The sequence below is a fragment of the Novosphingobium sp. NDB2Meth1 genome, from assembly GCF_900117425.1.
In the GTDB taxonomy this organism is placed as follows: Bacteria; Pseudomonadota; Alphaproteobacteria; order Sphingomonadales; family Sphingomonadaceae; genus Novosphingobium.
In genome coordinates, this window is the sequence record NZ_FPEH01000032.1 from 60,116 (window position 1) to 83,978 (window position 23,863).

Consider the following 23,863-nt stretch of genomic DNA (forward strand, 5'->3'; position numbering starts at 1 on the left):
TCACAGCCCTCCGTCGATGTAGAGGCACTGCCCCGTCACCCAGCCCGAGGCCGGCGAACACAGATAGACTGCGGCTGCCGCGATGTCCTCCTCGCGGCCATACCGCTGGAGCGGAATGCGCATCATCTCCCGCAGCGCCTCGCGCGCAGCTTCATCCCCGGTGCGCATGCACTCGTTGAAGTTCTGCGTGGGGATCGGCCCCGGCCCGACTGCATTCACGCGGATCTTCGGTGCCAGTTCGCGCGAGAGCGTCCTGGTGAGGCTGTTCACGCCCGCCTTCGCCGCAGCATAAGGCCCGTTCTTCGCCTGCGGTCCGAACGCCGCGCGCGAGGAGGTGTTGAGGATCACGCCCCCCGCTTCACCCATCGCCTTGGCCGCAACCACCGCGCCCATCCAGACAGCCTTGAGGTTGAGATCGACTTGCGCGTCCCAGCTCGCTTCCGTCGTCTTGGTCAGATAGCGCGGATTGCCATCAGGAATGCCGCCCGCATTGCTCACCCAAATGCTGACGGAACCGAGATCCGCCGCAGCGCGGGCCGCGAGGTTCTCCAGCGCCTCCATCGAGGTCGCATCGGTCGGCACGGCAATCGCCCGCCGACCGCGCGAACGGATTTCCTCCGCCACCGCGTCGATGTCCGCCGTCGTCCGCGCGCCGAGCGCCACATCCGCCCCCGCTTCGGCCAGCGCGATGGCAATCGCGCGCCCGATCCCCTTGCCCGCACCGGTAACGACCGCCACCCGCCCGTCGATGCGAAAGCTGTCGAGGATGCTCATGCCGGTTCGGCCTCACGCTCCATCAGGGCAACGCGCGGATCGTTCGGCCAGACCCAGTCCTTGCCGATGACCTGCTTCACGGCGAGGTGCGGCGGCACCCGGTCCAGCCCGATCATCTTGTCGCAGGTCTGGTGGAAGCTGTAGATGCGCGCTTCCTGATAGCTCAGCGGCACGGACTTGAACCCGTCGCTTTCCATCGACTTCTGGATCGCCTCGCCGAACTGGGTGTCTTCCTGGATGATCGGGCTCATCTCGCGCCCGCCCTTGCCGTCGGGCACGGTCCAAAGATCAGGCGTCGGGCCATCGCCCCAGTCGAGCGCCATGGTGATCAGCTCGAGCCGGGTTGTGTTCAGCGAGGTTGGCCAAAAGATCAGCGGCGGAATGAAGAAGTTCGAGAGCGGCGAGACCCAGTTGGGGAACATCGTGTAGCTCTGTGTGGTGGTCCGCCCCAGCTCGCCCACCGTCTCGACCGATTGCCATTCCGGCGGATTGTCGATCGCGCGCACGTGCGCCCGGTTGGTATTCTTCGGCGGCGGCGCGATCATCCGCGCGTGGCCGCCGGGGAAGATCGTGTTCACGTTGCGCTTGTGATCGACCAGCGGCGCCACGGTCTGGGCATGGATGAAGGGCACATGGTAGACTTCCATGTTGGCCTCCATCGCCACTTTCCAGTTGCACTTGAGATCGAACGACTGGCGTGATGCAAGGCGCATCCGGTCGAAGGCGAACTCCTCCCACTCGTCCCACAGCGGCCCCATCCACTCACGCAGGCCAATCGCGTTTTCATCGAGGTTGACGAAGATCAGCTTGCCATACATCTCGCAGCGCACGCCGATCAGGCTGCGGCACGATTTGTCGAATGCAGGGCCGAAATCCTGGGATTCCGGCACGCCGACGAGCTCGCCGTCGGTCTTGTAGGTCCAGTTGTGATAGCCGCACATCAGGCGGGGGCTGCGCCCGCGCTGCACAGTGACGACCGGCGCGCCGCGGTGGCGGCAGGTGTTGTAGAACGCGCGGACCACGCCATCCATGCCGTGGACGATGATCAGCGGCTGACCGGCATTGTCCCACTGCATGAAGCTGCCCGGCTCCGGCACTTCATCGAGGTGCGCCGCGAACAGCCAGCTCTTCTTCCAGATGTACTGCTGCTCGAGGTCGTAGTATTCTTGGCTGGTATAGCGCCCGGCAGGCATGTCCGGCAGCGACGGGAAGCCCTCGGGCGGCGCGCTGCGCCCCGCTTCCCATTCCATCAGCCGCTTGATCGTCTCGACCGTCTGCTGATCCATCATTGGCCGCACTCCATTGGGGGCTGAAATCTCAGGGATTTCCCGCAATCACCGATCTTGCATCATCGACGCGGATCGCCGCGCCGTTGATGAACTTGCTCTCGTCCGAGGCGAGGAACGTCACCGTGTAGGCAATGTCGTCCGGCTCGCCGAGCTTGACCAGCGGCCCTGCGTTGAGCGCTTCTTCCGCGCCGCGCATCAGCGCCGCCTGCCGGCCCACTTCCATCACCATCGGCGTAAGGATGCCCGCCGGGTGGATCGAATTGCAGCGGATGTTGTAGCCGGCCCTCGCACAATGCACCGCGACCGCCCGCGTCAGCCCCTCGACCGCGCCTTTTGCTGCGCAATATGCTGCAACCGCGCTTTCGCCCTGGACCGAGGCGATCGAGGCCATGTTGATGATCGAGCCGCCACCTGTTTCCTTCATCACGCGCACCGCGTGCTGGCAGCCGAACCAGGTGCCGTCCGCGCTGACCGCCATGATGAAGCGATAGTCCTTCTCGGTCTGCGTCTCGATATCGCCCAGCTCGACCACGCCAGCATTGTTGACGAGGATATCCAGCTTGCCGTGCCGCGCGACCACATCATCGACCAGCACGCGCCATTCGGCATCGTGCCGCACGTCGAGATGACGATACTCCGCCATCTCGCCGAGTTCGGCAGCGACGCGTTCGCCGTTCGCGCTGTCCACATCGGTCAGCACCACCCGCGCCCCTTCGCGCACGAACATGCGCGCATCCGCCTCGCCGAGGCCCTTGGCCGCGCCGGTGATGATCGCCACTTTTCCCGAAAGCCTGCCCATACGCGGCGTCCCTCTCATTATTGCCAAGTTCCCACCAATTCACCCCGGATGCTAGGCAGACGTTACTAGCAAAAGAGAGGGGTGAGGCCGTGGCGGTGACGACAGAGGAGCTGCTGGCACGCGAGGAAGTGCGCGATCTGCTCCACCGCTATTGCAAGGGAATCGACCGGAAAGACTGGGCTTTGGTCCGCTCCTGCTTCGCCGATGACCATATCCACCGCCATTCCACCTTCGTGGGCTCGCCGGACGAGTTTATCGGTTTTGCCAGTGCTGTCCTCAGCACGATCCCCGCGACGCACCACACCATCGGCAATGTCCACTTCGCATTTGCGGCTGACGGCCTGAGCGTGGAGACCGAAGCCAACTTCGTCGCCTACCACTTCATCGAGGCCGGCCACACCGAAGGCACCCCGGTGCCGACCCATGGCAAGGCAACCGACTGGATCGTGGCCGGGCGCTATTGCGACCGCATGGAAAAGCGGGACGGGCGCTGGCTGATCGTGGCGCGGCAGGCGTACCACGACTGGGAGCGCGTCGATCCGGCCAATGCACCCAGAAGCTAAACCCACTCCGTTCGTGTCGAGCGAAGTCGAGACACCAGACGCGGCGCACGGTGTCTCGACTTCGCTCGACACGAGCGGAAACTGAGAGGACAAAAATCATGCGATTGAACGGCAAGACCGCGCTGATAACCGGCGGCTCCTCCGGCCTCGGCGCCGCCATGTCGCGGCGCTTCGTGGCGGAGGGCGCCAGCGTCGTGATCGCTGACATCGATGACGCAGGCGGCGAAGCCCTCGCCGCAGAACTCGGCGCCAAGGCCCGCTACGTCCATCTCGACGTGACGCAGGAAGCCGATTGGGCCGCCGCCTTCGCCGGCCTCGACACCGTCGATTGCGTGATCAACAACGCCGGCATCACCACCGCCGGGAACATCGAGCAAGTCACGCTCGAGCAGTTCCGCCACGAGTTCGAGATCGACGTCGTCGGCGTGTTCCTCGGCTGCAAGTATGCGGTGGCGGCCATGAAAGAGCGCGGCGGCTCGATCATCAACATGTCCTCGCTCGCGGGCATTCGCGCCAATGCCGATCTCGTCGCCTACAACGGCGCCAAGGCCGCCGTCGCGCACATGACCAAGTCGATCGCCGCGCATTGCGGCAAAAGCGGCTACGGCATCCGCTGCAACTCGATCCACCCCGGCGTGATCCGCACCCCGATCCTCGACAAGGTGCTGGCGCAAGTGCCCAACCCCGACGAAGTCTACGCCGGCTGGGTCGCCGTCCACCCCATCGGCCGCATCGGCACCCCTGAGGAAATCGCCGCCATCGCAGTCTACCTCGCCTCCGACGAATCCGGCTTCACCACCGGCGCCGAGTTCCGCATCGACGGCGGCAGTTCCATCTGATGAACCCGATCAGCCTCGCCTCGGGCGTCGTCCCCGAATTCGGCCCTGTCGAGACGATCCGCGCCGCGCAGTTCGGCGGGTTCGATGCGGTCGGGCTCTGGGTCGATCCCGAGACGTGGACGGACACAACCACGCGTGAAGCGCGCGCCGCACTCGCGGATACGGGCCTGCCGGTGGTCGACGTCGAAGTGATCTGGATCCAGCCCGGAAGCGACATGACCCTCCACAAGAAGGTCATCGATGTCGGAGCCGAACTTGGCGCGCAGAACGTGCTGTGCGTCTCATCGGAGCCGGACATGGGCAAGACCGCTGCGCGCCTGCATGAGCTCTGCGTCCACGCCGAAGGCACCGGCCTGCGCGTCGCGCTCGAGTTCGGCATCTTCACGGAGGTCAAGAACCTCACCATGGCCCTCGGCGTGCTGCATCAGGTCGCCCACCCGCTGCGTGCCCTCCTGATCGATCCGATCCACGTCGACCGCTCGCAAAGCAGCATCGCCGATATCGCCCGCATCCCGCGCGAACTGCTCCCCTACGCGCAATTCTGCGACGCGCCCGCCAAGCGCCCCGATCCAGCGAATTTCCCAGCCATCATCGAGGACGCCATCGACCTTCGCGAACAATGCGGCGAAGGCGCGCTGGCCCTCGTGGATATTTACAAAGGCCTCCCGCCCGGCATCCCGCTCAGCATCGAACTGCGCTCCAAGGCCCTGCGCGACGGCTTCCCCGATCCAGGCGAGCGGGCCAAGGCGGTGGCGGAGGCCACGCGCCGCTGGCTGGCGGCGAACGCCGCCTAGTTGCCGCGCCCCCTCACAAACGCCGCCACATCCTCGTGCAGCGCCCTCAGCGAATCCTCGTGCGCATAGACCATGTGGCCTGACGGGTAGTATTTGTACGAGATGTTCGCGCGCAGGTTCTCCGGCACGGGCAGGTGCCGCATCTGGAAGCGCCCCTCGAAATAGGGCGTCGCGGTGTCATAGTACCCGCCCAGCACCAGCACCCGCAGCGTCGGGTTGGTCTTCATCGTGAAGGCAAGGTCCGGCAGCAGGTTCGCCGCACCTTCCACCGGACTACCGGCGCCCGGCGGCGTGTGCTTGAGGTCCCATTCACTTATGCTGGCAAACAGCTTGAACGCCTTGCCCGCGCCGTATCCCAGCTTGCCCCGCGCATAATCGTTGAACGCCGAGACATAGGCCGAACTGATCGCGGTCGACTGCGGATCATAGTCCGCCTCCTTGCTCAGCACGTCGAGGCTCGGCCCGGCAAAGCGCGTATCGAGCCGGCCCACGGTCTGCCCGGTTTCGTCCATCAGATTGCGGTTGAACTGGCCGAGATTGACCCTGAGGTTCGAGCGCAGGATGTAGGCGGGGGCAAGGCCCGTATAGCGCGCCAGCTTCTCGGCCACCGCCTGCTTGCGATCCGCCGGAAGGTCATTCCCCTCGATCAGCGCGGCGGCATAGTCGCCGGTTGCGAACTTCTCGGCCTCGGCCAGGAACGGCTCCAACGCCGCCGGACGCCCGCCGGGCACGCGGCCATGATACCACGCCGTCGCCGCATAGGTCGGCAGCACCGCGATATAGGGCAGGTCGTTGCCGGGGTTCCACTGCGGCGCATCGGCCCAGAAATCGAACGCCAGCGTGGTCGAAAGCAGCATGATCCCGTTGAAGTCGACCGCGTCCGTCCCCTGCAGCCGCGCCGCCAGCGCCACCGCGCGCGGCGTGCCATAGCTTTCGCCGAAGAGGTAGCGCGGCGAGTTCCAGCGCTGGTACTTGCCGAGGAACTGCTTGATGAAATCGGCGAAGGCATAGACGTCCTGGTCGATGCCGTAGAACGCCTTCTCCTTGTCCTTCCCCGCGATCCGGCTGAACCCCGCCCCCGGCGCATCGATGAACACGAGGTCCGCCACATCGAGCGGACTCTCGCCGTTGTCGACCACCTTGTAGGGCGCCGGCGGGGTATGGCCGCCATCCGCCGTCACCACCCGGCGCGGCCCGAACGCGCCCATGTGGAGCCAGACGGTCGCCGACCCCGGCCCGCCGTTGAACACGAACAGGATCGGCCGGTCCGCAGCGGGCGCACCCTTCTTGAAATAGGCGGTGTAGAACATCGAGGCTTCGGCCGGCGCCTCGTCGCTGGAGGCCTCCGCCTTGGGCTTGGCCGCATCGTCCCAGCCCTTGGGATGGATAACCAGCGTGCCCGCCACCGCCTTGTAGTCGATCTTCGCACCGCGCACGGTGACCGAACCTTCGCTCGCGACTTCCTCCGGCTGGAACAGACCCGCAGGCGCCGCCTTGGCCGCCTCGGCAGGCTTGGCCGCGTCAGCCGGCTTGTCCGCCGCCAGCGCCGCGGTGCTGAGTCCCAATGCCAGAGCCAGCGCCGAAATCCCGAGAAGCCGCATGAAATGCCTCATCCACAAACAGAAAACCGGCGCGGTTGGTCGCACCGCGCCGGTTTCTTGTCCATACCCTGCAAGGTGGGATTTCCCACCCCCGACCGCTCATGCTGAGCTTGTCGAAGCATCAACCGCAACGGAAGCACCAGCACCCTTCGACAAGCTCAGGGTGAGCGGGGCCATAAGTGGAGCGGATCTATCCCGCCGAAGGCCGGTGCGCCGTGTCGGACCAGTCCTGCCGCGCCACCCACTGCGCCAGCGTTTCCAGCTCGATCCCCGGCAGCCGCTCCATCATCGCCTCGACATTCACCTCGAAGGGCCTCGTCGGCGCATTGTTGTTGTATTCGTAGAACGCCGCAATGCCTGCCGAGAAGGGCCCCCGCTCTTCCTCGGCCATCGAATCCCCCAACGCGCCGACCAGCAGGTCGCCGAACTCCTGCGGTGTGCACGGATCATACTTGATCGTCCGCCCGAAGTGGTCCGAGAGGATCTGCGCGACCTGCGGCGGCAGCAGCCGCTCCGGCCCGCCGATGTTCATCCACGTACCTTCCATGTCCGGCCGGTCCATCGCGTGGATCATGATCTTGGCGACATCATCCAGGCTGATCCAGTTCGCACCCAGCGTCGGCTTGTGCGGATAGACGTAGCGGCTTTCGTGGACGATGAACGGGCGCGCCCAGTTGGTCAGCAGGTTGTCCATGAACAGCACCGAGCCGAACACCGTGGCCGGCACGCCCGAGCGGAACAGCGCGTTGATGCCCGCCGTGTTGCCCGCATAAGTGAAAGCATCGCCGGGCTTGTCCGGGATCCAGCTCGAGGTGTTCCAGACGAAACGCTTGGCGTCGACTTCCTTCGCCGCCGCGCCGATCCAGCCGGCGAGCTCGGCGCGGGAATCCCTGAGCTGCAGCGGGTGGTTGTAGAACACCGCGTCCGAACCCTCGAGCGCCTTCACGTACGTCGAGCGGTCATAAAGATCGATCACCCGCGTCTCGATATCGGCGTTGGTCGGCCCAAGGTCAGGCTTCTCGTTGCGCGACAGGGCGCGGACCTGATGCCCCGCAGCGACAAGCTGGCGCACCTGAGCCAGCCCTTGCCGACCGGTTGCGCCCACGACGGATACCAGTGCCATCTTGCATCTCTCCTTCGTTATGCCGGCTGTCATGCGCAGCCCTTGTTTTTACGCCGTTCGTCCCGAGCGAAGTCGAGGGACCCGTTCGAGCGAAGCCGAGAACCAACTCCGCACAAGACCTCGGCTACGCTCGGCCAAAACTCCCTCGACTTCGCTCGGGACGAACGGACGAGGGGTAGGAATTCCCTCTCAACTCCTGATCGCGCTGGCTCCGTCGACATTGAGGTCGGTGCCACTCGTGAAGCTCGAATCCTCGCAAGACAGAAACAGGATCGCCCGCGCCACTTCGTCGGGCTCGCCCACGCGCCCCATCGGATGCGCGGAGGCCATCACCGCCTCGATCTGCTCCGGCGTCACCCCGCCAGCGTTGAGATAGCGGTTGTACATCGGCGTGCGGATCGCACCCGGATGCACCGTGTTGGCGCGGATCCTGAGGCCGCGCTCGGCGCAATCGAGCGCCACGGTGCGGGTCAGATGCGTCACGCCCGCCTTGGACGCGCAATAGGCCGCCATATTGCCCGAAGCGCGCTGCGCCAGCATCGAACCGACATTGACAATCGTCGCAGGTTCACCCGAAGCCGCCAGCGCCGGGATCGCGGCGCGGCAGCCATAGAAGCTGCCCGTCAGGTTGATGTCGATATGGCGGTGCCAGCTGTCGAGATCGACGTCGACGGTGTTCCCCGGCTCCGAAATGCCTGCGATATTGCACAAAGTCGTCAGCTTGCCGAAGAGCGCCAAAGTCGCCGCAACCGCCGCTTCCCACTGCTCGAGGCTGCGGACATCAAGCTGCACCGCATCCGCGTTCGGCCCCAGCCTCGCGGCATGGGCCTTGGCCTTGTCCAGCTGCAAGTCGCCCAGCATCACGCTGCCGCCTTCGGCCACGAACAGCTCGGCCACCGTGCCGCCGATCCCTTCAGCGCCGCCCGAAATCAGCGCGACCTTGCCGGTCATCTTGCCCATCAATCAGCGCTCCAGAATGCAAACGCCGGAAAGGCCGGGCGCGCCATAGACGTGGCTGTAGGCCGCCTTGGGGCTCCCGGGCACCTGCCGCCCGCCGCCGCGTCCGCGCAGCTGCACGGTGTTTTCGTAGACTTGCCGCAGGCCCGATGCGCCGATCGGTTCGCCGCAGGCAAGGCAGCCGCCGTCGGTATTGACCGGAAGCTTGCCGGTGATCTCGGTCCGGCCCTCGCGCAGCCACTGCTCCTGATCGCCGTCCTTGCAGAAACCGTTCTCGGCCATGTGCATGATCTCGGCGCCGGACTCGGTGTCCTGCAGTTGGGCCACCGAAATGTCCTCCGGCCCAATGCCGGCCTGCTCGAACGCTGCCTTGGAAGCGAGGATCGTGGGCTTGCCGCCATTCTCGATATCGACCGAGGGTGCAAACACCTCGAACGAGCCGGGCGGGCGCGTGCGGACGGCGACGCTGGCAATCTTCACCGCATCCGCGCCCAGTTCGCGCACCTTCTTGCCGCTCGCCAGGATCAGCGCCACCGCACCTTCCGCAGGCGCGCAGAACATGTACTTTGTCAGCGGATCGTTCACCATCGGCGAGTTGAGGATCGTCTCCAGATCGACCGGCGAACGCCGCCACGCGTGATCGGCATGGACGCCGTTGCGGAAGGCCTTCTCCGCCACGCGGCCCAGCGTCTCGCGGCTGATCCCGTAAAGCTGCATGTAGCGCTGGATCTTGAGCGCGAAGAACTGCGTCGTCAGCATCATCCCGGTCTGGCCGTACCATTCGGGCAGGCCATATTCGCGCGGCTTGGCGTTGAACGCGCCGCGCGGGTGCTTGTCGAAGCCGACCGCGAGCGCCACATCGAACTCGCCCGCCGCGATGGCATTGCGCGCAGAGGCCAGCGCCGAGCCGCCCGTCGCGCAGCCGTTGGCCACGTTGATGAACGGCAGGCCGGTAAGGCCCAGTTCGTTGACCATGATGTCCGCGCTGCCTGCGGCGGCCGAGCCGCCATAGGCGCAGCCCACGTCGGTCCACTCGATCCCGGCATCGGCCATCGCCTGCCGCACCGCGTAGACACCTTGATCGCGGCCCGAGCGGCCATCAGTGCGGCCGAAGGGGTGGATGCCGGCCCCGATGATATAGACGTCTTCCATCACGCTTTCTCCGGACGAAACGCATAAGTCGAACGGGTCGCATCGAACGGCGCGACCACGAATTCCATCGGCATGCCGAGCCTCAGATCCTCGAGCACGCAATCGACGATGCGCGTCTCGACGATCACCTCGCCGGGCAGCTCGACATAGCCGAGGAGGTAGGGCTGGAACGGCTCAGGCCCCTCGTAGGGCTCCTTCGGCTGGAAGTCCTGCCGGGTCCACGACCACAGCGTGCCCTTGCGCGACAGGCGCCAGGGCTCGACACCTTCCGCCGCATCGCCACTGGGATAGGGAAACACGATCTTGCCGCTCGGCAGCCGCCCGCCGATCAGCGCCGGCTCCGCCTCGTTGGTCCACAGGTTTTCGGCAATGGGCTCAAGCTGCGTCATATGACCTTTCCCGCAGGATCAGGCCGGCTCGCCCCGGCCCCGTTTGTGCCAAGCATCGTGGCATCAAAGCCGGGGGGCGACGATGATTGAAAATGGTAGGCATTGAAAATGATAGGCGGCCCGCCGAGGCCTCCCCCTTTGTGTTAGTCGCCGCCGCGCCTGCGAATGCCTAGCCCTATGCCATAACAAGGAGCGGGCATCTTGGGAGAGCATCGCCACTACCGCCAGTTCGTGCTCGCCGTGATCACCTTCGGCGGGATGCTCAATATTGCCGACCGGCTGATCCTCTCGATCATGCTCGAGGACATCAAGCACGCCTTCACGCTGAGCGATACCGAGATCGGCCTGATCACCGGCTTTGCTTTCACCGTGCTCTATGTCGTCTGCGGCCTGCCCATCGCCTGGCTGGCGGACCGGATGAGCCGGCCGCTGATCATCGCGGTGTCGATCGCCTCGTGGAGCCTGATGACCGCGCTGTGCGGGATGGCGACGGGTTTCTGGACCTTCTTCCTCGCGCGCATGGGCGTTGGCATTGGCGAATCGGGCAGCGGCCCGGCGGGCACGTCGCTCCTCACCCAGACCTTCAAGGGCCACGAGCTGGGCCGCGCGATGGGCATCTATTTCCTCGGCCCCACGCTCGGCACCGCCGCCGGGCTCATTCTCGGCGGGGTGCTGGCCCATGCGGTCGGCTGGCGGATGACCTTCCTGCTGCTCGGCATTCCCGGCATCATCTTCGCGCTGTTTGTCTTTCTGACGGTGAAGGAACCTGGCGGCCGCCCGATCCCGGACAAGGTCAGCATGGCGGAGGGCATGGCCGCATGGTTCACCGGGATTCGGGAACTCTTTGCCAACCGCGTGTTCCTTGCCGCCAGCCTCGCCTTCGGCTGCATGATCGTGACGGGCTATGGCTTTGCCACCTGGCTTGCGGCGATCATGCTGCGCGGATTTCCCGTCACGACCGCCGACGTGGGTTTCTACCTTGGCCTTGCCTTCGTCCTTGGCGGCATTCCCGGGCCGTTGCTGGGCGGCTATCTCACCGACTGGCTGGTGCGGCGGGATGCGCGCTGGCGCGCCTGGCTCCCTGCCATCGCCACCCTTGCGTGCCTGCCGATCTACCTCGCCGCACTCCAGAGCACGAACTTCTGGACCTTTCTCGGCCTGTTCTCGTGCGGCTATCTCGTCTTCCTGACCGCGCAGGCGCCCACCGTCTCGCTGATCCAGCTCGCGGTGCGGCCAGATGAGCGCGCCATGGCGATGGCCGTCGCGATGATCTTCAACAACCTCATCGGCCAGGCGCTCGGGCTGTTCCTGATCGGCTATGCCAGCACCAGCCTGACCCCGATGCTGGGCGCCAAGGCCCTGACCTGGGCGGTGATCGGCGTCAGCGCCGCCTTCGCCGTCCCGGCCGCGCTGTTCTACCTCCACGCCGCTGGCGGCATGGAGCGCGGTCCCCTCAAAATGATGAATGGTCCGCCTTCCCCGCAAGCGTAGACTGCCCTGTAAGTCCTAGGGAGAGCGGACAAATGGTGGAAACCAAGACCGGGCACGACCGCACAGCCGGTGTGACCTACAACGACGTGATCAAGGCGGACACCGTTCCGCCGCCGGCCGTCTACCTCGAGGATTCGCCCTATCCCGGCGGCGTCACCAAGGTCGCCACCCACCGCTATTGGAGCAAGGAAGAGCACGAGCGCGAGGTCGAGCGGCTGTGGAAGCGCGTGTGGCAGATGGCCTGCCATGAAGACGACATTCCCAATGTCGGCGACACCCATGTCTACGAGATCGCCGGTCTCTCCTACATCCTCGTGCGCAATGCCTCGGGCGACGGCCCCGGCGCGGTCAAGGCCTTCCCCAACGCCTGCCTCCACCGCGGCCGGCAATTGTGCGAGGCCCACAAAAAGGGCCTCAAGGTGCTGCGCTGCCCGTTCCACGGCTGGTCGTGGCACCTCGATGGCAAGCTCAAGGAAGTGCCCAGCCACTGGGATTTCCCGAGCGTCACCGAAGAGGAATATTCCCTCCCCGCGGTCTCGGTCGGCCACTGGGGCGGTTTCGTGTTTATCAATCCCGACCCGAATGCCGAGCCGCTTGCCGATTTTCTCGGCGATATCGACCGCCATTTCTCGCTGCCGTTCAAGCGCCGCTACAAGGCCGCGCACATGGTGAAGCGCCTACCGTGCAACTGGAAAGTGGCGCAGGAAGCCTTCATGGAATCCTACCACGTTGTCGGCACGCACCCCGAGCTGCTGCCGATGTTCCTCGATACCGGCTCCAAGTACGACGTCTGGCCGAACATCAGCCGCGCCATGTCGGCCTCGGGCCCGCCGAGCGCGCACACCGATCTCGATGCACCGGACCCCAGCGCCTTCCCCGAAGGCCAGGCCTTCACCAGCTTCCGCCATCCGCTTTCGGGCCACGTCTATCGCCGCATCGAGGAAAACCGCGTCGAAGTCACGCGGCCCGACGGGAAGACCGGTCTGTTCGACATGACCGGCGCGCATATCGAGGGCGAAGTCGTCAGCGCCGATGCGCACATGTGCAACTGGATCGGCGGCAAGATCGCACCGGGCGAGGAAAACATGCCCACCCGCTTTGCCAGTGCCTCAACCGAGGATTTCCGCGCCGATGCTGCGCGCGACCGGCGCGAGCTCATGCGCCCGCAGTGGGGCGACAAGATCGACCAGTTCAGCGACGCCGACATGATCGACGCGATCTTCTACTCGGTGTTCCCCAACCTGCATCCGTGGGCGGATTTCAATCCGATCTTCTACCGCTTCCGGCCCGACGGGGACAATCCGGAGCAGTCGCTCCACGAGGTCATGTACATGGTGCAGGTGCCCGAAGGCGCAGAGCGCCCGGCGCCAGCCAAGTGCACCTTCCTCGATCTGGAGGACGATTACACCAAGGCGACCGAATTCGGCAGCTATCTCAACAAGATCTTCAACCAGGACGGGCTCAATCACGCCGCCGTCCAGAAGGGCCTGCACAATCATCCCAAGGGCGAGGTGATCTTCGCGAGCTATCAGGAAAGCAAGATCCGCGATTTTCACAACAAGCTGAACCGCTGGCTGGAAAGCGAGACCCCGCCCAGAAGCCGGTGACGGCACGCAGCAATTACATTCAGATCGGACCTTACGGAATCCGTGCGTTTTTGCAGCAACACCGCGCACAAAAACCCGCCGCCTGTCCCTATTTCTGATAGTTGCTGTTCGCCCCCCGCGCCCTAGCTTAGTAACCGGGATTGTGGGCGGAAAATCTAGTAAATACAGCTAGATATCTGCCGCCACAAAGTTGGGAGGATTGCTATGGGGATGAGGACCGTCGTGTCGCCGTTCCGCGCCGCGCTTTTTGCCGGTGCGGCTGCCACTTCACTGATGCTGCCGGGGCTGGCTCATGCTGCCGATGCTGCGGCTCCGGCGGAAGGTGCCGCCGCCAGTGACGCGCCGGCGACGACCGAGGAAATCACCGTGTTCGCCCGCCGCGACGCGGAATCGCTGCAGAACGTGCCGCTGACGATCACCGCGATCAGCGCCAACACGCTCACCAAGTACAACGTCACCAAGCCGGCTGACATCGTCAGCCGCATCCCTACGCTCAACGTCCAGGTCGGCGGCTCCGGCGCAGGTGCGCAGATCAGCTTGCGCGGTGTCGGCTCGTCCAACATTTCCGCCGCGTTCGACAGCGCCGTGGCGATCGATTTCGACGGCGTGCAGGTCTCGACCAGCCGCCTGCTTCAGGCCGGCTTTGCCGACCCGGCGCAGATCGACGTGCTCAAGGGCCCGCAGTCGCTCTACTTCGGCAAGAGCGCCTCGGCCGGCGTCATCCAGATCCGCACCGCCGATCCGACCAAGACCTGGCAGTACGGCGGCAGCGCTTCCTATGAATTCGAAGAGAAGGGCTATCTCGTCAGCGGCTACGTCTCGGGCCCGCTGACCGATACGCTGGGCATCCGCGTCGCCGGCCAGTACAACGACGTCAAGGAATACGTGAAGATCAACCCGACGACCCCGGCCAAGCTGCGCAACCGCGGCCTCACCGATTTCGTCGGCCGCGTCACGCTGCAGTGGGAACCGTCGAGCGACTTCACCGCCAACCTCAAGGCAACCTACACCCGCAACACCAACGACGGCGCGATCGGCACCGCCGACATTTCGTGCGGCAAGAACGGCCGTGCGGATGAGGTCGTGCTGTTCTCGTTCCTTGGCCCCAACGCGATTGCAATCCCCTCGAACGCGGATTGCAAGCCGCTCGACAAGTACGTCACCACGTCCGATCCCTCACCGGCGCTGGTGGGCCGGTTCCCCGATGGCAGCGGCGCTGCGGGCGGCCGCTATCCGGGCCATCCCTTCGGCCAGACAGACGTGTTCTTCACACGCCTAAAGATGGACGCCAAGCTCGGCGAAAACCTGAAGCTGGTCTCGACCACGGGCTACCTCAATCTCAAGGCGCTCGACTTCGATTCCTACAGCTATCTCGGCGTCGGCCCGGCATTCCGCCCCAGTGGGGCGCCGCTGGTGCTCGCAGCGCTCGGGCCGTTCTCAGCCCCCGCGCTGGCAGCGGTCAACGCCCCCGGTTCGCCGCAGGGCGTCGGCGGCAGCGATCCGGTCAACAAGACGGCCCAGTTCACCCAGGAACTGCGCCTTGTCAGCAGCTATGATGGTCCGATCAATTTCCAGCTCGGCGCCTTCTACGAAAGCCGCGTGATCAAGTTCGATACCTCGCAGCAGGCGTTCAATGCCTCGCTGCTGTTCCCCGATCCAGTGACCGGCAATACGTTCGACTACTTCAAGAAGCACCGCACGAAGACCAACACCTATTCGCTCTTCGGCAGCGCGACCTATGACATCACCGACAAGCTCGAGCTGACCGGCGGCGTCCGCTACACCAAGGAAGACAAGGTCAACACGATCGAAATTCCCTACATGCACACCTTCCTGTCGACGGTGTTCGGCTTCGTGCCGAGCGGTTTCAAGACACCGCCGATCAAGTTCAACGACAGCAACTGGTCGCCGGAAGTGACGCTGCGGTACAAGGTCAACCCGGACTTCAACGTCTATGCTGCCTTCAAGACCGGCTACAAGTCGGGCGGCATCGACAACAGCGCGCTGCCCTCGAGCAACCTCGCCAACTTCCTGATTCCCGACAGGTTCCAGGCCGCAGCCAACGGGCTGATCTTCAAGTCGGAAACCAGCAAGGGCGGCGAAATCGGCTTCAAGTCGCAGCTGGCCAACCGCACGATCACGTTCAACGCCACGGCGTACTACTACGTGTTCAACAACCTGCAGGTGCAGAACTTCAACGCGACGACGATCCAGTTCGTCACCACCAATGCCGGTCAGCTCAGCACCAAGGGCATCGACGTCGATTTCAGCTGGCGCCCGCCGGTCGATGGCCTGCGCCTGTTCGGCTCGCTCGCCTATACCAATGCGAAGTTCACGCGGGACTTCTTCACCGGCACCGGCCCGGATGGCGTGCTCGGCACGGCTGACGATCCCAACATCCGTGGCCGCCGCGCCGCGCGTGCGCCGGAATTCGCCGGCAATATCGCGTTCGACTACACCGCACCGCTCAGCGATGCGCTGGAACTCGGCCTCTCGGGCAACGTCGCCTACAGCGGCAAGTACTATACCCGGCAGGAAAACTTCACGGACTACCAGCAGCCCGCCTATGCCACCATCGACGCCTCGATCTCGGTCGGCGCGCCCGATGGCAAGTGGAGGCTGGCGCTGGTCGGCAACAACATCACCGACAAGATCTTCGTCAACACCTCGGGCGGTCGTCCGTTCCTCGCCGGCCCGACCAATGGCCTTCCGATCGGTGACGACGAAGTCTTCACCATCAACCGCGGCCGCCAGATCTTTATCCAGGGCAGCTTCAAGTTCTGAGATCCCGGCGGCAACTCCACGCCGGATGAAGGGGCCGCCTCGGGAAACCGGGGCGGCCTTTTCCTTTTCAGGTCCTCCCCATTCTTGCGGCCCGGGCAAATGGGCCCAACTCTTGTTCTGGTCCTCCCCATTTTTGCGGAACGCACAAATGGGGAGGTGGCCTGCCGAAGGCAGGTCGGAGGGGTCCTTTTCCCTTTGCTTCGGGCATTCTTCCGTCGCCCCGTGCTCGACACGGGACTGGGCCGCCTTGAAGGCGCGGCGCCACCCAGTGAAAGCCAGGGCGCCCCGCTCGGTTACCCCTTTCCTACACCCGCCCGGTCTGTCAGACTCCACACGCTCTTTGAAATGGTCGGTTCAGGCGCACACACGCAATATGTGTCACCTTGTCGCTTTTTCGAGCACAAGGTCCTGTCAATAAACAGGAAAACAGCGCCTCTCAAAAGCGACACGGTGTCGCTTTTGTCGCTTTTGCTCCCCGCTTTCAGGCCGCGATCACCCGCACCGGGATCGCGCTCTGCAGCGGCAGGCCGGTGATCGGGTCCATGTCCTGGATGTCGTCGATCAGGCGGTTGGTCGAGGCGCCGATGCCCATCACGTCGTCCTTGCCGGCATCGTCGTTGCCCCAGGCATGGCTCATCGAGATCACCCCGCGCCGCACCTTGTCGCTGGCGCTGGCGACGGCATGGATCGAGGCGACGCGCGAGGCGATCTCGATCACCGCGCCGTCTTCCACGCCCAGCGCCGCGAGGTCCTCCGGATTGATGTAGGCCGGATTGGTCGGCATCTTCTTCTTGAGGAACTCGGAGATGTGCCCGTTGCTGTTGTAGCGGTGCTTTGAACGGCGCGAGATCAGCTTGAAATCGAACCCGTCCGCCTCGGGCCGCCGCGCCGCATAGCCCGCGAACGCCGACGGCATGTCGCCCGCGCCAAGCTGGAACTTGTTCGTGGCATCAGGGTCCGCCGGCGCGATGGTTGCATGGACTTCGGGATAGAACATCGCCCCGCCCGGCGTCGCGCTCGCAAGCGAATCCGCGCGCGCCTTGCTCGGCTTGACGAGGCAGCCGTGCGAAATCAGGTCGAGCATCGTCATCTTGTCCGGCACGCTCTCCATAGAGCAAGGGCCGCCGGGCAGTTGCAGCTGGAGCCCGAGATGCTTGGCGATCCACCACAGCATCTCGTACTCATCCATCGTGTCGCCCGGCGCGGGCACCATCGCCTCGGCATAATGGGCATAGGGCTCCTCGCAGAAGGGCTGCGAGACGTTGTTGATGTCCTCGCGCTCGAGGCACATCGACGGCGCGAGGATCACGTCCGCCCGCTTCGCGCTGGCCGACATATAGGGATCGACCTGCACGAACATTTCCAGCGTTTCCAAGGCCTTTCTCACCTTGCGCTGGTTGGGGAAGGCGATCTCGGGGTTGCCGCCGATCGAGATCAGCACCTTGATCTGGCCTTCGCCCGGAGTGAGTATCTCGTCCGCCAGCACCGGGCAGGGCATTTCGGTGCCCAGCTTACCGATCCCCCGGATGCGCGACTGGGCGAAGCCTTCGCCGAACATCGGCATCGGCGGCGCGACCTGCGCCTTCTTCGGCCCGGCGGCAAAGGGCATGAACACCATCGGGTTCGCCACCTTGTCCCCCGCCTGGTTGAACCGCGCGCAGACAATGTTGAGCGCGTTCACGAGGTATTCGGTGAGCACGCCCTTGCCTGCCATTTCCGGACCGGTGCCGGTCACCACGCGGCCCTTGGCGGCACGGGCGAACATGCGGGCGGCAGCGACCACCTGCTCCGCCGGAACCCCGGCGCGTTCCCCGGCGAGATCGGGCGTGAAATCCTTCACCGCATCGGCCAGTGCATCGAAGCCATCGACGTAGGCGGAGACGAAATTGCGGTCGTAGAGCCCTTCCTTGATGATGACGTGGAGCATCCCGCCCAGCAGCGCCGGGTCCTCGCCCGGCTTCACCTGCAGGTAGAGGTCAGCGAGATTGCCGGTATCGCTCTGGCGCGGGTCCGCCACGATCACCTTCATCCCCCGCGCCTTGGCATCGCGCAGGCGCCGCGAGGGCGAGAACGGCGGTACACCCCCGCTCGGCGTGTAGTGCGAGACGAGCGGATTGTTGCCTACGAACATGACGACGTCGGATTCCTCGAAGTTGTTCGGCCCGCCCATCCACTGGCCGTAGCGCGCGGTGGTGAAGACCTTGGCCGGCTGGTCCACCGTCACGCTGGTATAGTAGTTGCGCGTGCCGATCGCCTCGGCCAGCGCGTAGGACGTGCCCAGCACCGCGCTGTTCTGGAAGGCATTGGTGCCGCAATAGAGCGCGACCGCATGCGGCCCGTGCTCGGCGATCACCGCCTTGATCTTGTCCGCCACCAGCTTGAGCGCCTCGGCGGTAGACGTCTCGACGAACTCGGCCCCCTTCACCCCGCCCTTGCGCACCAGTGGGCGCAGGTGCCGTTCGGGCAGGTTGTGCATCTCGGGCATCTGGCGGCCCTTCACGCAGGTATAGCCGTGGAACAGCTCGTTCTCGGGATCGCCCCGCACCGCCGTCACCTTGTCGCCCTCGACATCGACCAGCATCGCGCAGCTGGCGTGGCAGAAGCGGCAGAACGTCCGCAGGGTCTTATCGGCCAAGGTACATCTCCCCAGATTTTATGGCGGGAAGCTATCGGCAATCGGGGGCTGGGCACACTGATGAAAGAGAGGGTGGGCCGCTCAATTCCGCCAGTGGCATTGCCGGGCGATCCCGGGCTTGATGGAGGCTGCACCGATACCGGAGGACAAACGTTGAGCACCGCAAACCGCCACTGGATCCTGGCCCGGCGCCCCGTCGGCAATGCCTATGCCGAAGCGTTCGAGATGAAGACGGAAACGCTGCCCGCGCTCGCCGAAGGCCAGATCCTCGTGCGCAACAAGGTGCTCTCGATGGACAGCGGCACCCGCATGTACATGACCGACCGCGAGGACAGCTACCAGCCCGGCACGCCGCTGGGCGCCAAGCTGATCGGTACGGTGCTCGGGGTGGTCGAGGACAGTCGCCACCCGGCCTACACGGCAGGCGATCGCGTCCGCTGCTACGGCCAGTGGGCGGATTTCTCGGTCGTCGAACCCGACGCGACATACTGCACGACACTCGACGATGCCCATGCCGATCTCAAGGAATACGTCGGCATCTACGGTGCCAACGGCTGGACCGCATGGGTCGGCGTGGTCGAAACCGGCGCGGCCAAGGCTGACGAGACGTTCGTCGTCTCCGCCGCCGCAGGCTGCACCGGGCTGATGGCGGGCCAGATCGCCAAGGCGCGAGGCTGTCGGGTCATCGGCATCGCGGGCGGCTCTGCCAAGTGTGACCTGCTGACCCGCGAATACGGCTTCGATGGGGTGATCGACTACAAGGCGGCCGATGTCGAAGCCGAACTCGCACGGCTCTGCCCGGGGGGGATCGACGTCTATTTCGACAATGTCGGCGGCGCCATTCTGGATGCGGCGCTGGGAAACATGGCTCTGTTCGGTCGCGTCGCAGTCTGTGGTCTCATCACCAACTACATCGCGCAGGGGCCAGTACCGGGTCCCTACCGCTTCGATCAGGTGCTGATGAAGCGCCTGCGCATCGAAGGCTTCTTCTCGCCCGATTTCTACGCCCGCGAACCGGCGTTCAATCCCGAGCTCGCGAAGCTCGCAGCCGCCGGCCAGCTGCGTTTGCCCTTCGAGGTGAGCACCGGGCTTGAGGAGACCCCCGCCGCCTTCACCAAGCTGTTCACCGGCGCGAACATCGGCAAGGTGGTGGTGGAGCTCTGACGCCCCACCACCGCGGCATCACGCCGTCTTCGGCAGTTCGCCGGAGATATACTTGTCCATCGTGCGGTGGAACTGGCGGATGCGCGTTTCCTGATAGTGGCCGAGCTCGAGCCGCTTGTTCTTGCTCGCCTTCATGCCCGCCTGCACGTGCGGCAGGTTCTCCATGTCCTGATCGAATACGCCCGCCAGCGCCGCGCCGATGAGGTGGCCGGCATAGGCAAACGGCTGATCATCCGGGATCATGAACATCTCAGGGCCACGCGCCGGCTTCTCGCCCTTCTGCGCGCGCATCAGGATGCGCACTTCCATCAGGCAGTGATCGGCATCCTTCCACGGCCGCCAGCGATAGACGATGTTCGGCACGAAGCCGCCCCACGGGCTCCAGTTCGGGAAGATGTTGTAGGTCAGGTTGTCGAGCATCTCGCTGTCCGAGGCCTGCGAATAGTCATGCCCGTTCATCGCCGCGAAGCCCTCGCGGTTGGCCTGCGCCAGCACCTTGCGCGCCAGCAGCGGATCTTCCGGATCGAAGCCCTTGAGGTCGGTCGGCTCGGCTGCATTGCGCCGTCCGCGCCCGTCGCCCGCGCCGAGGAACTCGGCCAGTTTGTTGATCACATACATCTGGTCCTTGCCCTTGAGGTGGGGCGAAAGAGTACCATTGGGCGTGATCGCCCGGTTCATGTGATCGCCGTAGAGGTCGTACCGCGTGTTGGCGTCCGCGGTGAACGGCAGGATCTGCGGGTGCGTGACGATCGAGTGCCACGCCTCCATGAACGCCTCGGCCACCGCCTTCCAGTTGGCCGGAACGATCCGTGCGACCCATGCGCCGGTGGTGCATTCGTCGAGCCGCCAGTTGTCGTAGTGCTCGACACCGGGCCCAATCCACTCGCGGAACGACGGAAGATCGTGGTTCTCGGTGATCAGGATGAAGCCTTGCCAGCTTTCGACCCGCGCTTCGGGGAGCGAGAGGTCCTTGTCCTCGAGATGCTTGAAGTCCCACGAGCAGGGGATTTCCTTGAGGCTGCCGTCGTTGTTCCAGGTAAAGCCGTGGAACGGACAGCGCAGATTGATCGCGCGGCCGCCTTCGAGCCGCAGCTTGCGCCCGCGGTGGAGGCACACGTTGTAGAACGCGCGGACGCTGCCGTCCTGCTGGCGGACAAGCAGGAACGACTTGTCATTGATCTCGTAGACCACCGTGTCGCCCGGATCGGGCATGTCCTCTTCCCGCGCGGCGAACTGCCACACGTTGGGCCACATCTTCTCGTCTTCGAGCGCCTTGAACGCGGGGCTGGTATAGCGGTCCGGGTCAAGCGGTTCGTCGCCAAGCTCCTGCGTCGATTCCATCACGAGGTAATCGGGCGCTGGCCGCGTATCGACGGCGAGCATGTCTGTATAGGTGATCCCCGGGCAGCGGTCCGAACGTTCGATCTGGGGGTCAATGTCAGCCATGGCAGGTCCTGATTGTAGGCGGCGCCGGGAAGGCGGAACAGCCCTCGCCAGACGCGCAAGTCTTGCACGGTGAGCATAATGCCACTGCGCCGCCTGCCAACAAGCTGGCGCATTGGATAGGAGCGCGAACTGACGCGGGTTACTGCTTTTCCAGCAGGGTCGCACCTTGTGGCAGCGTCACCCAGTTCTGCTTGCTGTTGGTCCAGAAATGCACGGTAGGCTCAAGCTCGTCGGGATTGTCGAGTGTGCCCGCCTTGATGAAGATCATGCCCTGCGCCATCCCGCTTGGCGTCTCGCTGAACACCGGCGAACCGCATGTGCCGCAGAACTTGCGCATCACCGGATTGCCGGATTCGCTGCCGTCCTCGTAGACCGTCAGCTCGCCTGACCGCTCCAGCGCGGCGAACGGCACGGCGACGAGCACCGAGAACGCGGTGCCTGCCTGCTTCTGGCAATGGCGGCAATGGCAGACGCCCGTCAGCAGCGGCGGCCATGCGGTTTCATAGCGCACCGCTCCGCAGAGGCATCCGCCCGTCCGCCGTTCGCCCGTAGTTTCAGTCATTGCCCCGTCTCCCTCCTGTTTGCCCGTCATATCGCACAGGCTTTGCGGCGCGCCATCTCACGTTTCTGCCAGCCCGGAAGCAGCCAAGAGAGCTTTGAGGTCCTTCTTGAGAATCTTCCCATTGGCGTTGCGCGGCAGCGTCTCGCTGGTGAATGCGATCCGCACCGGCACCTTGAAACCGGCAAGCCGCGCCGCGACGAAGGCCTTGAGTTCGTCCTCGCTCGCTTCGGTTCCGGGTGCGAGATAGACGACCGCCGCCGGTTCCTCGCCCAGCGTGCGGTGCGGAATGCCGACCAGCGCCGCGTCGGTCACCGCCGGATGCTCGTAGAGCACGTTCTCGACTTCGATCGAATAGATGTTCTCGCCGCCGCGGATGATCACGTCCTTGGCACGGTCGACGATGGTGCAGAAGCCTTCATCATCCAGCCTGGCAAGATCGCCCGTGCGCACCCAGCCATTGACGAAAGTCTGCGCGGTCGCCTCCGGGCGGTTCCAATAGCCGGCAACGATCATCGGACCGCTTGCCCAGAGCTCGCCGACCGTGTTCGGCGGGAGCACCGTCACGCCATCATCGGCGCGGATTTCGAGGCTGGCGACTGGGGCTGCCGGGCCGCAGCTGGAGGGCCGGTTGAGGTAGTCCTCGGCCATATGGTGCGTCACCGTTGCGCTCGTCTCGGTCATGCCCCAGCCATTGCCGGGGAGCGCGCCGAAGGTCTGCCAGATGGCCTGAACAAGCTCGGGTGCAGAGGGGGCTCCGCCGTAGGACACGGCTTCGAGGCTCGAGAGATCGTACTTGTGCCGGTCCGGGTGTTCGATCAGCTGCCACGCGATGAACGGTACGCCGCCGGTCATCGAAACGCGCTCCTTCTCGATCAGGCGCATTGCATCCAGCGTATCCCACTTGTGGAGCAGCACGAGGCAGTTGCCGCCCGCAAGCGTGCCCATCAGCGTTGCCGAATAGGCCGTTGCGTGGAACAGCGGAACGGCCAGCAGGATAACGCGGCGCTTCGCCTCGGGCAGCCCCTCGCCGCGCCGCCGGGCGGTCTGCGCCCCGCTCCACGCGCTGGTCATGATATTGGTCACGAGGTTGCGATGCGTGCCGAGCGCGCCCTTGGGGCGACCGGTGGTGCCACTGGTATAGAAGATGCCGGCGGGATCATCGCTGGCGATGGCTGCGGCAGGCAGATCCGCATCGGGGAGCGCAGCCCAGCTCATCGGCGCACCGATCATATCCTCCAGTCGCTCCGCGCCCTCGGCATCACCACGCGAGACGATCACGCGCTCCAGCGGCAAGCGCGAGGCATGCGGCGCAATGCGGTTCCATCGGTCAGCGTCGGCGATCAGGACTTTCGAACCACTGTCTTCGAGCGCAAACGCCAGTTCCTCGCCGGTCCACCACGCATTGAGCGGCACGATGATCGCGCCAAGCGCGGTGACGGCCATAAATACGACCGGCCATTCCGGCAGGTTGCGCATCGCGAGTGCGACCCGGTCGCCCTTGCCCACCCCGCGCGCCTGTAGAGCGGCCATCAATGCCGCCACGGCGCGATGGAACGCATCGAACGTGACCCGCTCCTCGCCGTAGACGACAAAATCGGCCGCTCCATGCGTCCGTGCGGCCGCCATCACGCCGCGCAGGTTGGGCAAGGCGTTCTTCCACACGCGCGTCGGCACACCGCGAATGGTGACCGTTTCCATCTCGAAGGGCATGCCCGGCGCGCAGAGTTCCGCCCGGATTGCGGCGAGGGTATGCACGGGCCAGCCGGCGGGAATCGTAGGAAGCGCTCCTTGCGCGATTGGGCTCTGTTCGGTCATGACATCCTCGCGGGCGCTGCTCGTTCTGGCAGTGCCTCTTTGACGCGGAGAGTAGTGCCGCCCCCGTCTCGCAGCAAGG

General features: G+C 65.0%; 19 protein-coding genes. 7 read left to right on the forward strand and 12 right to left on the reverse strand.

All coding sequences use genetic code 11. From position 1 onward, the window contains the following. Genes NDB2M1_RS18465 through NDB2M1_RS18475 form a run of 3 tightly spaced genes read right to left on the reverse strand, consistent with a single transcriptional unit; the run spans window position 1 to window position 2,862 of the window. The gene (locus tag NDB2M1_RS18465) at window positions 1-774 is read right to left on the reverse strand and encodes an SDR family NAD(P)-dependent oxidoreductase (protein ID WP_072384283.1); all 774 of its coding nucleotides are present in this window, start codon (window positions 772-774) and stop codon (window positions 1-3) included. Next, a complete protein-coding gene (locus tag NDB2M1_RS18470) occupies window positions 771-2,063 on the reverse strand; it encodes an aromatic ring-hydroxylating oxygenase subunit alpha (protein WP_253185949.1) in 1,293 nt (430 codons plus the stop codon). Before NDB2M1_RS18470 ends, NDB2M1_RS18465 begins: the two co-directional genes overlap by 4 nt. A gap of 28 nt (window positions 2,064-2,091) precedes the next feature. Continuing rightward, window positions 2,092-2,862 carry an SDR family oxidoreductase gene (locus NDB2M1_RS18475; protein WP_054122928.1) on the reverse strand — a complete coding sequence of 257 codons (771 nt, stop codon included), beginning with the start codon at window positions 2,860-2,862 and terminating at the stop codon, window positions 2,092-2,094. An 89-nt stretch (window positions 2,863-2,951) separates the two neighbouring features. On the opposite strand from NDB2M1_RS18475, the gene NDB2M1_RS18480 reads away from it, so the two are divergent. The 3 genes from NDB2M1_RS18480 (at window position 2,952) to NDB2M1_RS18490 (ending at window position 5,058) form a co-directional block, all read left to right on the forward strand. After that, window positions 2,952-3,425: a nuclear transport factor 2 family protein gene (locus tag NDB2M1_RS18480; RefSeq protein WP_072384284.1), complete on the forward strand. Its 474-nt coding sequence runs from the start codon at window positions 2,952-2,954 to the stop codon at window positions 3,423-3,425. A 98-nt stretch (window positions 3,426-3,523) separates the two neighbouring features. Beyond that, window positions 3,524-4,264 (forward strand): glucose 1-dehydrogenase, encoded by a 741-nt coding sequence (locus NDB2M1_RS18485; protein WP_171955444.1) that lies wholly within the window; start codon window positions 3,524-3,526, stop codon window positions 4,262-4,264. After that, window positions 4,264-5,058 (forward strand): sugar phosphate isomerase/epimerase family protein, encoded by a 795-nt coding sequence (locus tag NDB2M1_RS18490; RefSeq protein ID WP_072384285.1) that lies wholly within the window; start codon window positions 4,264-4,266, stop codon window positions 5,056-5,058. Before NDB2M1_RS18485 ends, NDB2M1_RS18490 begins: the two co-directional genes overlap by 1 nt. Here the strand turns inward: NDB2M1_RS18490 and NDB2M1_RS18495 are convergent. The 5 genes from NDB2M1_RS18495 to NDB2M1_RS18515 form a co-directional block, all read right to left on the reverse strand. Beyond that, complete coding sequence (locus tag NDB2M1_RS18495) at window positions 5,055-6,659, reverse strand: S10 family peptidase (protein WP_072384286.1); 1,605 nt, start codon at window positions 6,657-6,659, stop codon at window positions 5,055-5,057. The genes NDB2M1_RS18490 and NDB2M1_RS18495 overlap by 4 nt on opposite strands. Before the next feature lie 190 nt (window positions 6,660-6,849). Further along, a complete protein-coding gene (locus NDB2M1_RS18500; RefSeq protein ID WP_072384287.1) occupies window positions 6,850-7,782 on the reverse strand; it encodes an SDR family oxidoreductase in 933 nt (310 codons plus the stop codon). A 189-nt stretch (window positions 7,783-7,971) separates the two neighbouring features. Then, on the reverse strand, window positions 7,972-8,742 hold the full coding sequence (locus NDB2M1_RS18505) for an SDR family NAD(P)-dependent oxidoreductase (protein WP_072384288.1): 771 nt from the start codon (window positions 8,740-8,742) through the stop codon (window positions 7,972-7,974). Window positions 8,743-8,745: 3 nt separating this feature from the next. Further along, on the reverse strand, window positions 8,746-9,894 hold the full coding sequence (locus tag NDB2M1_RS18510; RefSeq protein ID WP_072384289.1) for a thiolase family protein: 1,149 nt from the start codon (window positions 9,892-9,894) through the stop codon (window positions 8,746-8,748). Next, window positions 9,891-10,280, reverse strand: a complete 390-nt coding sequence (locus NDB2M1_RS18515; protein ID WP_072384290.1) for a Zn-ribbon domain-containing OB-fold protein — start codon at window positions 10,278-10,280, stop codon at window positions 9,891-9,893. Before NDB2M1_RS18515 ends, NDB2M1_RS18510 begins: the two co-directional genes overlap by 4 nt. 201 nt (window positions 10,281-10,481) lie before the next feature. Here NDB2M1_RS18515 and NDB2M1_RS18520 point away from each other — a divergent pair, with 201 nt between their 5' ends. The 3 genes from NDB2M1_RS18520 (at window position 10,482) to NDB2M1_RS18530 (ending at window position 16,162) form a co-directional block, all read left to right on the forward strand. Next, complete coding sequence (locus NDB2M1_RS18520; protein ID WP_072384291.1) at window positions 10,482-11,771, forward strand: spinster family MFS transporter; 1,290 nt, start codon at window positions 10,482-10,484, stop codon at window positions 11,769-11,771. Window positions 11,772-11,803: 32 nt separating this feature from the next. Next, window positions 11,804-13,378: an aromatic ring-hydroxylating oxygenase subunit alpha gene (locus NDB2M1_RS18525; protein ID WP_072384292.1), complete on the forward strand. Its 1,575-nt coding sequence runs from the start codon at window positions 11,804-11,806 to the stop codon at window positions 13,376-13,378. 210 nt (window positions 13,379-13,588) lie between these two features. Beyond that, entirely contained in the window at window positions 13,589-16,162 is a 2,574-nt protein-coding gene (locus NDB2M1_RS18530) for a TonB-dependent receptor (RefSeq protein WP_171955445.1), read from the forward strand. 481 nt (window positions 16,163-16,643) lie between these two features. Here NDB2M1_RS18530 and NDB2M1_RS18535 read toward each other — a convergent pair whose 3' ends face one another. After that, entirely contained in the window at window positions 16,644-18,797 is a 2,154-nt protein-coding gene (locus NDB2M1_RS18535; RefSeq protein WP_253185950.1) for a molybdopterin-containing oxidoreductase family protein, read from the reverse strand. A gap of 153 nt (window positions 18,798-18,950) precedes the next feature. Here NDB2M1_RS18535 and NDB2M1_RS18540 point away from each other — a divergent pair, with 153 nt between their 5' ends. Further along, window positions 18,951-19,961, forward strand: coding sequence for an NADP-dependent oxidoreductase (locus NDB2M1_RS18540; RefSeq protein WP_072384295.1), 1,011 nt, complete (start codon window positions 18,951-18,953; stop codon window positions 19,959-19,961). A gap of 18 nt (window positions 19,962-19,979) precedes the next feature. Here the strand turns inward: NDB2M1_RS18540 and NDB2M1_RS18545 are convergent, their stop codons facing one another. The 3 genes from NDB2M1_RS18545 to NDB2M1_RS18555 form a co-directional block, all read right to left on the reverse strand. After that, on the reverse strand, window positions 19,980-21,407 hold the full coding sequence (locus tag NDB2M1_RS18545) for an aromatic ring-hydroxylating oxygenase subunit alpha (RefSeq protein WP_072384296.1): 1,428 nt from the start codon (window positions 21,405-21,407) through the stop codon (window positions 19,980-19,982). A gap of 139 nt (window positions 21,408-21,546) precedes the next feature. After that, the gene (locus tag NDB2M1_RS18550) at window positions 21,547-21,969 is read right to left on the reverse strand and encodes a GFA family protein (protein WP_054122941.1); all 423 of its coding nucleotides are present in this window, start codon (window positions 21,967-21,969) and stop codon (window positions 21,547-21,549) included. A 57-nt stretch (window positions 21,970-22,026) separates the two neighbouring features. Then, a complete protein-coding gene (locus NDB2M1_RS18555) occupies window positions 22,027-23,784 on the reverse strand; it encodes a class I adenylate-forming enzyme family protein (protein WP_072384297.1) in 1,758 nt (585 codons plus the stop codon). Between the last annotated feature and the right edge of the window lie 79 nt (window positions 23,785-23,863).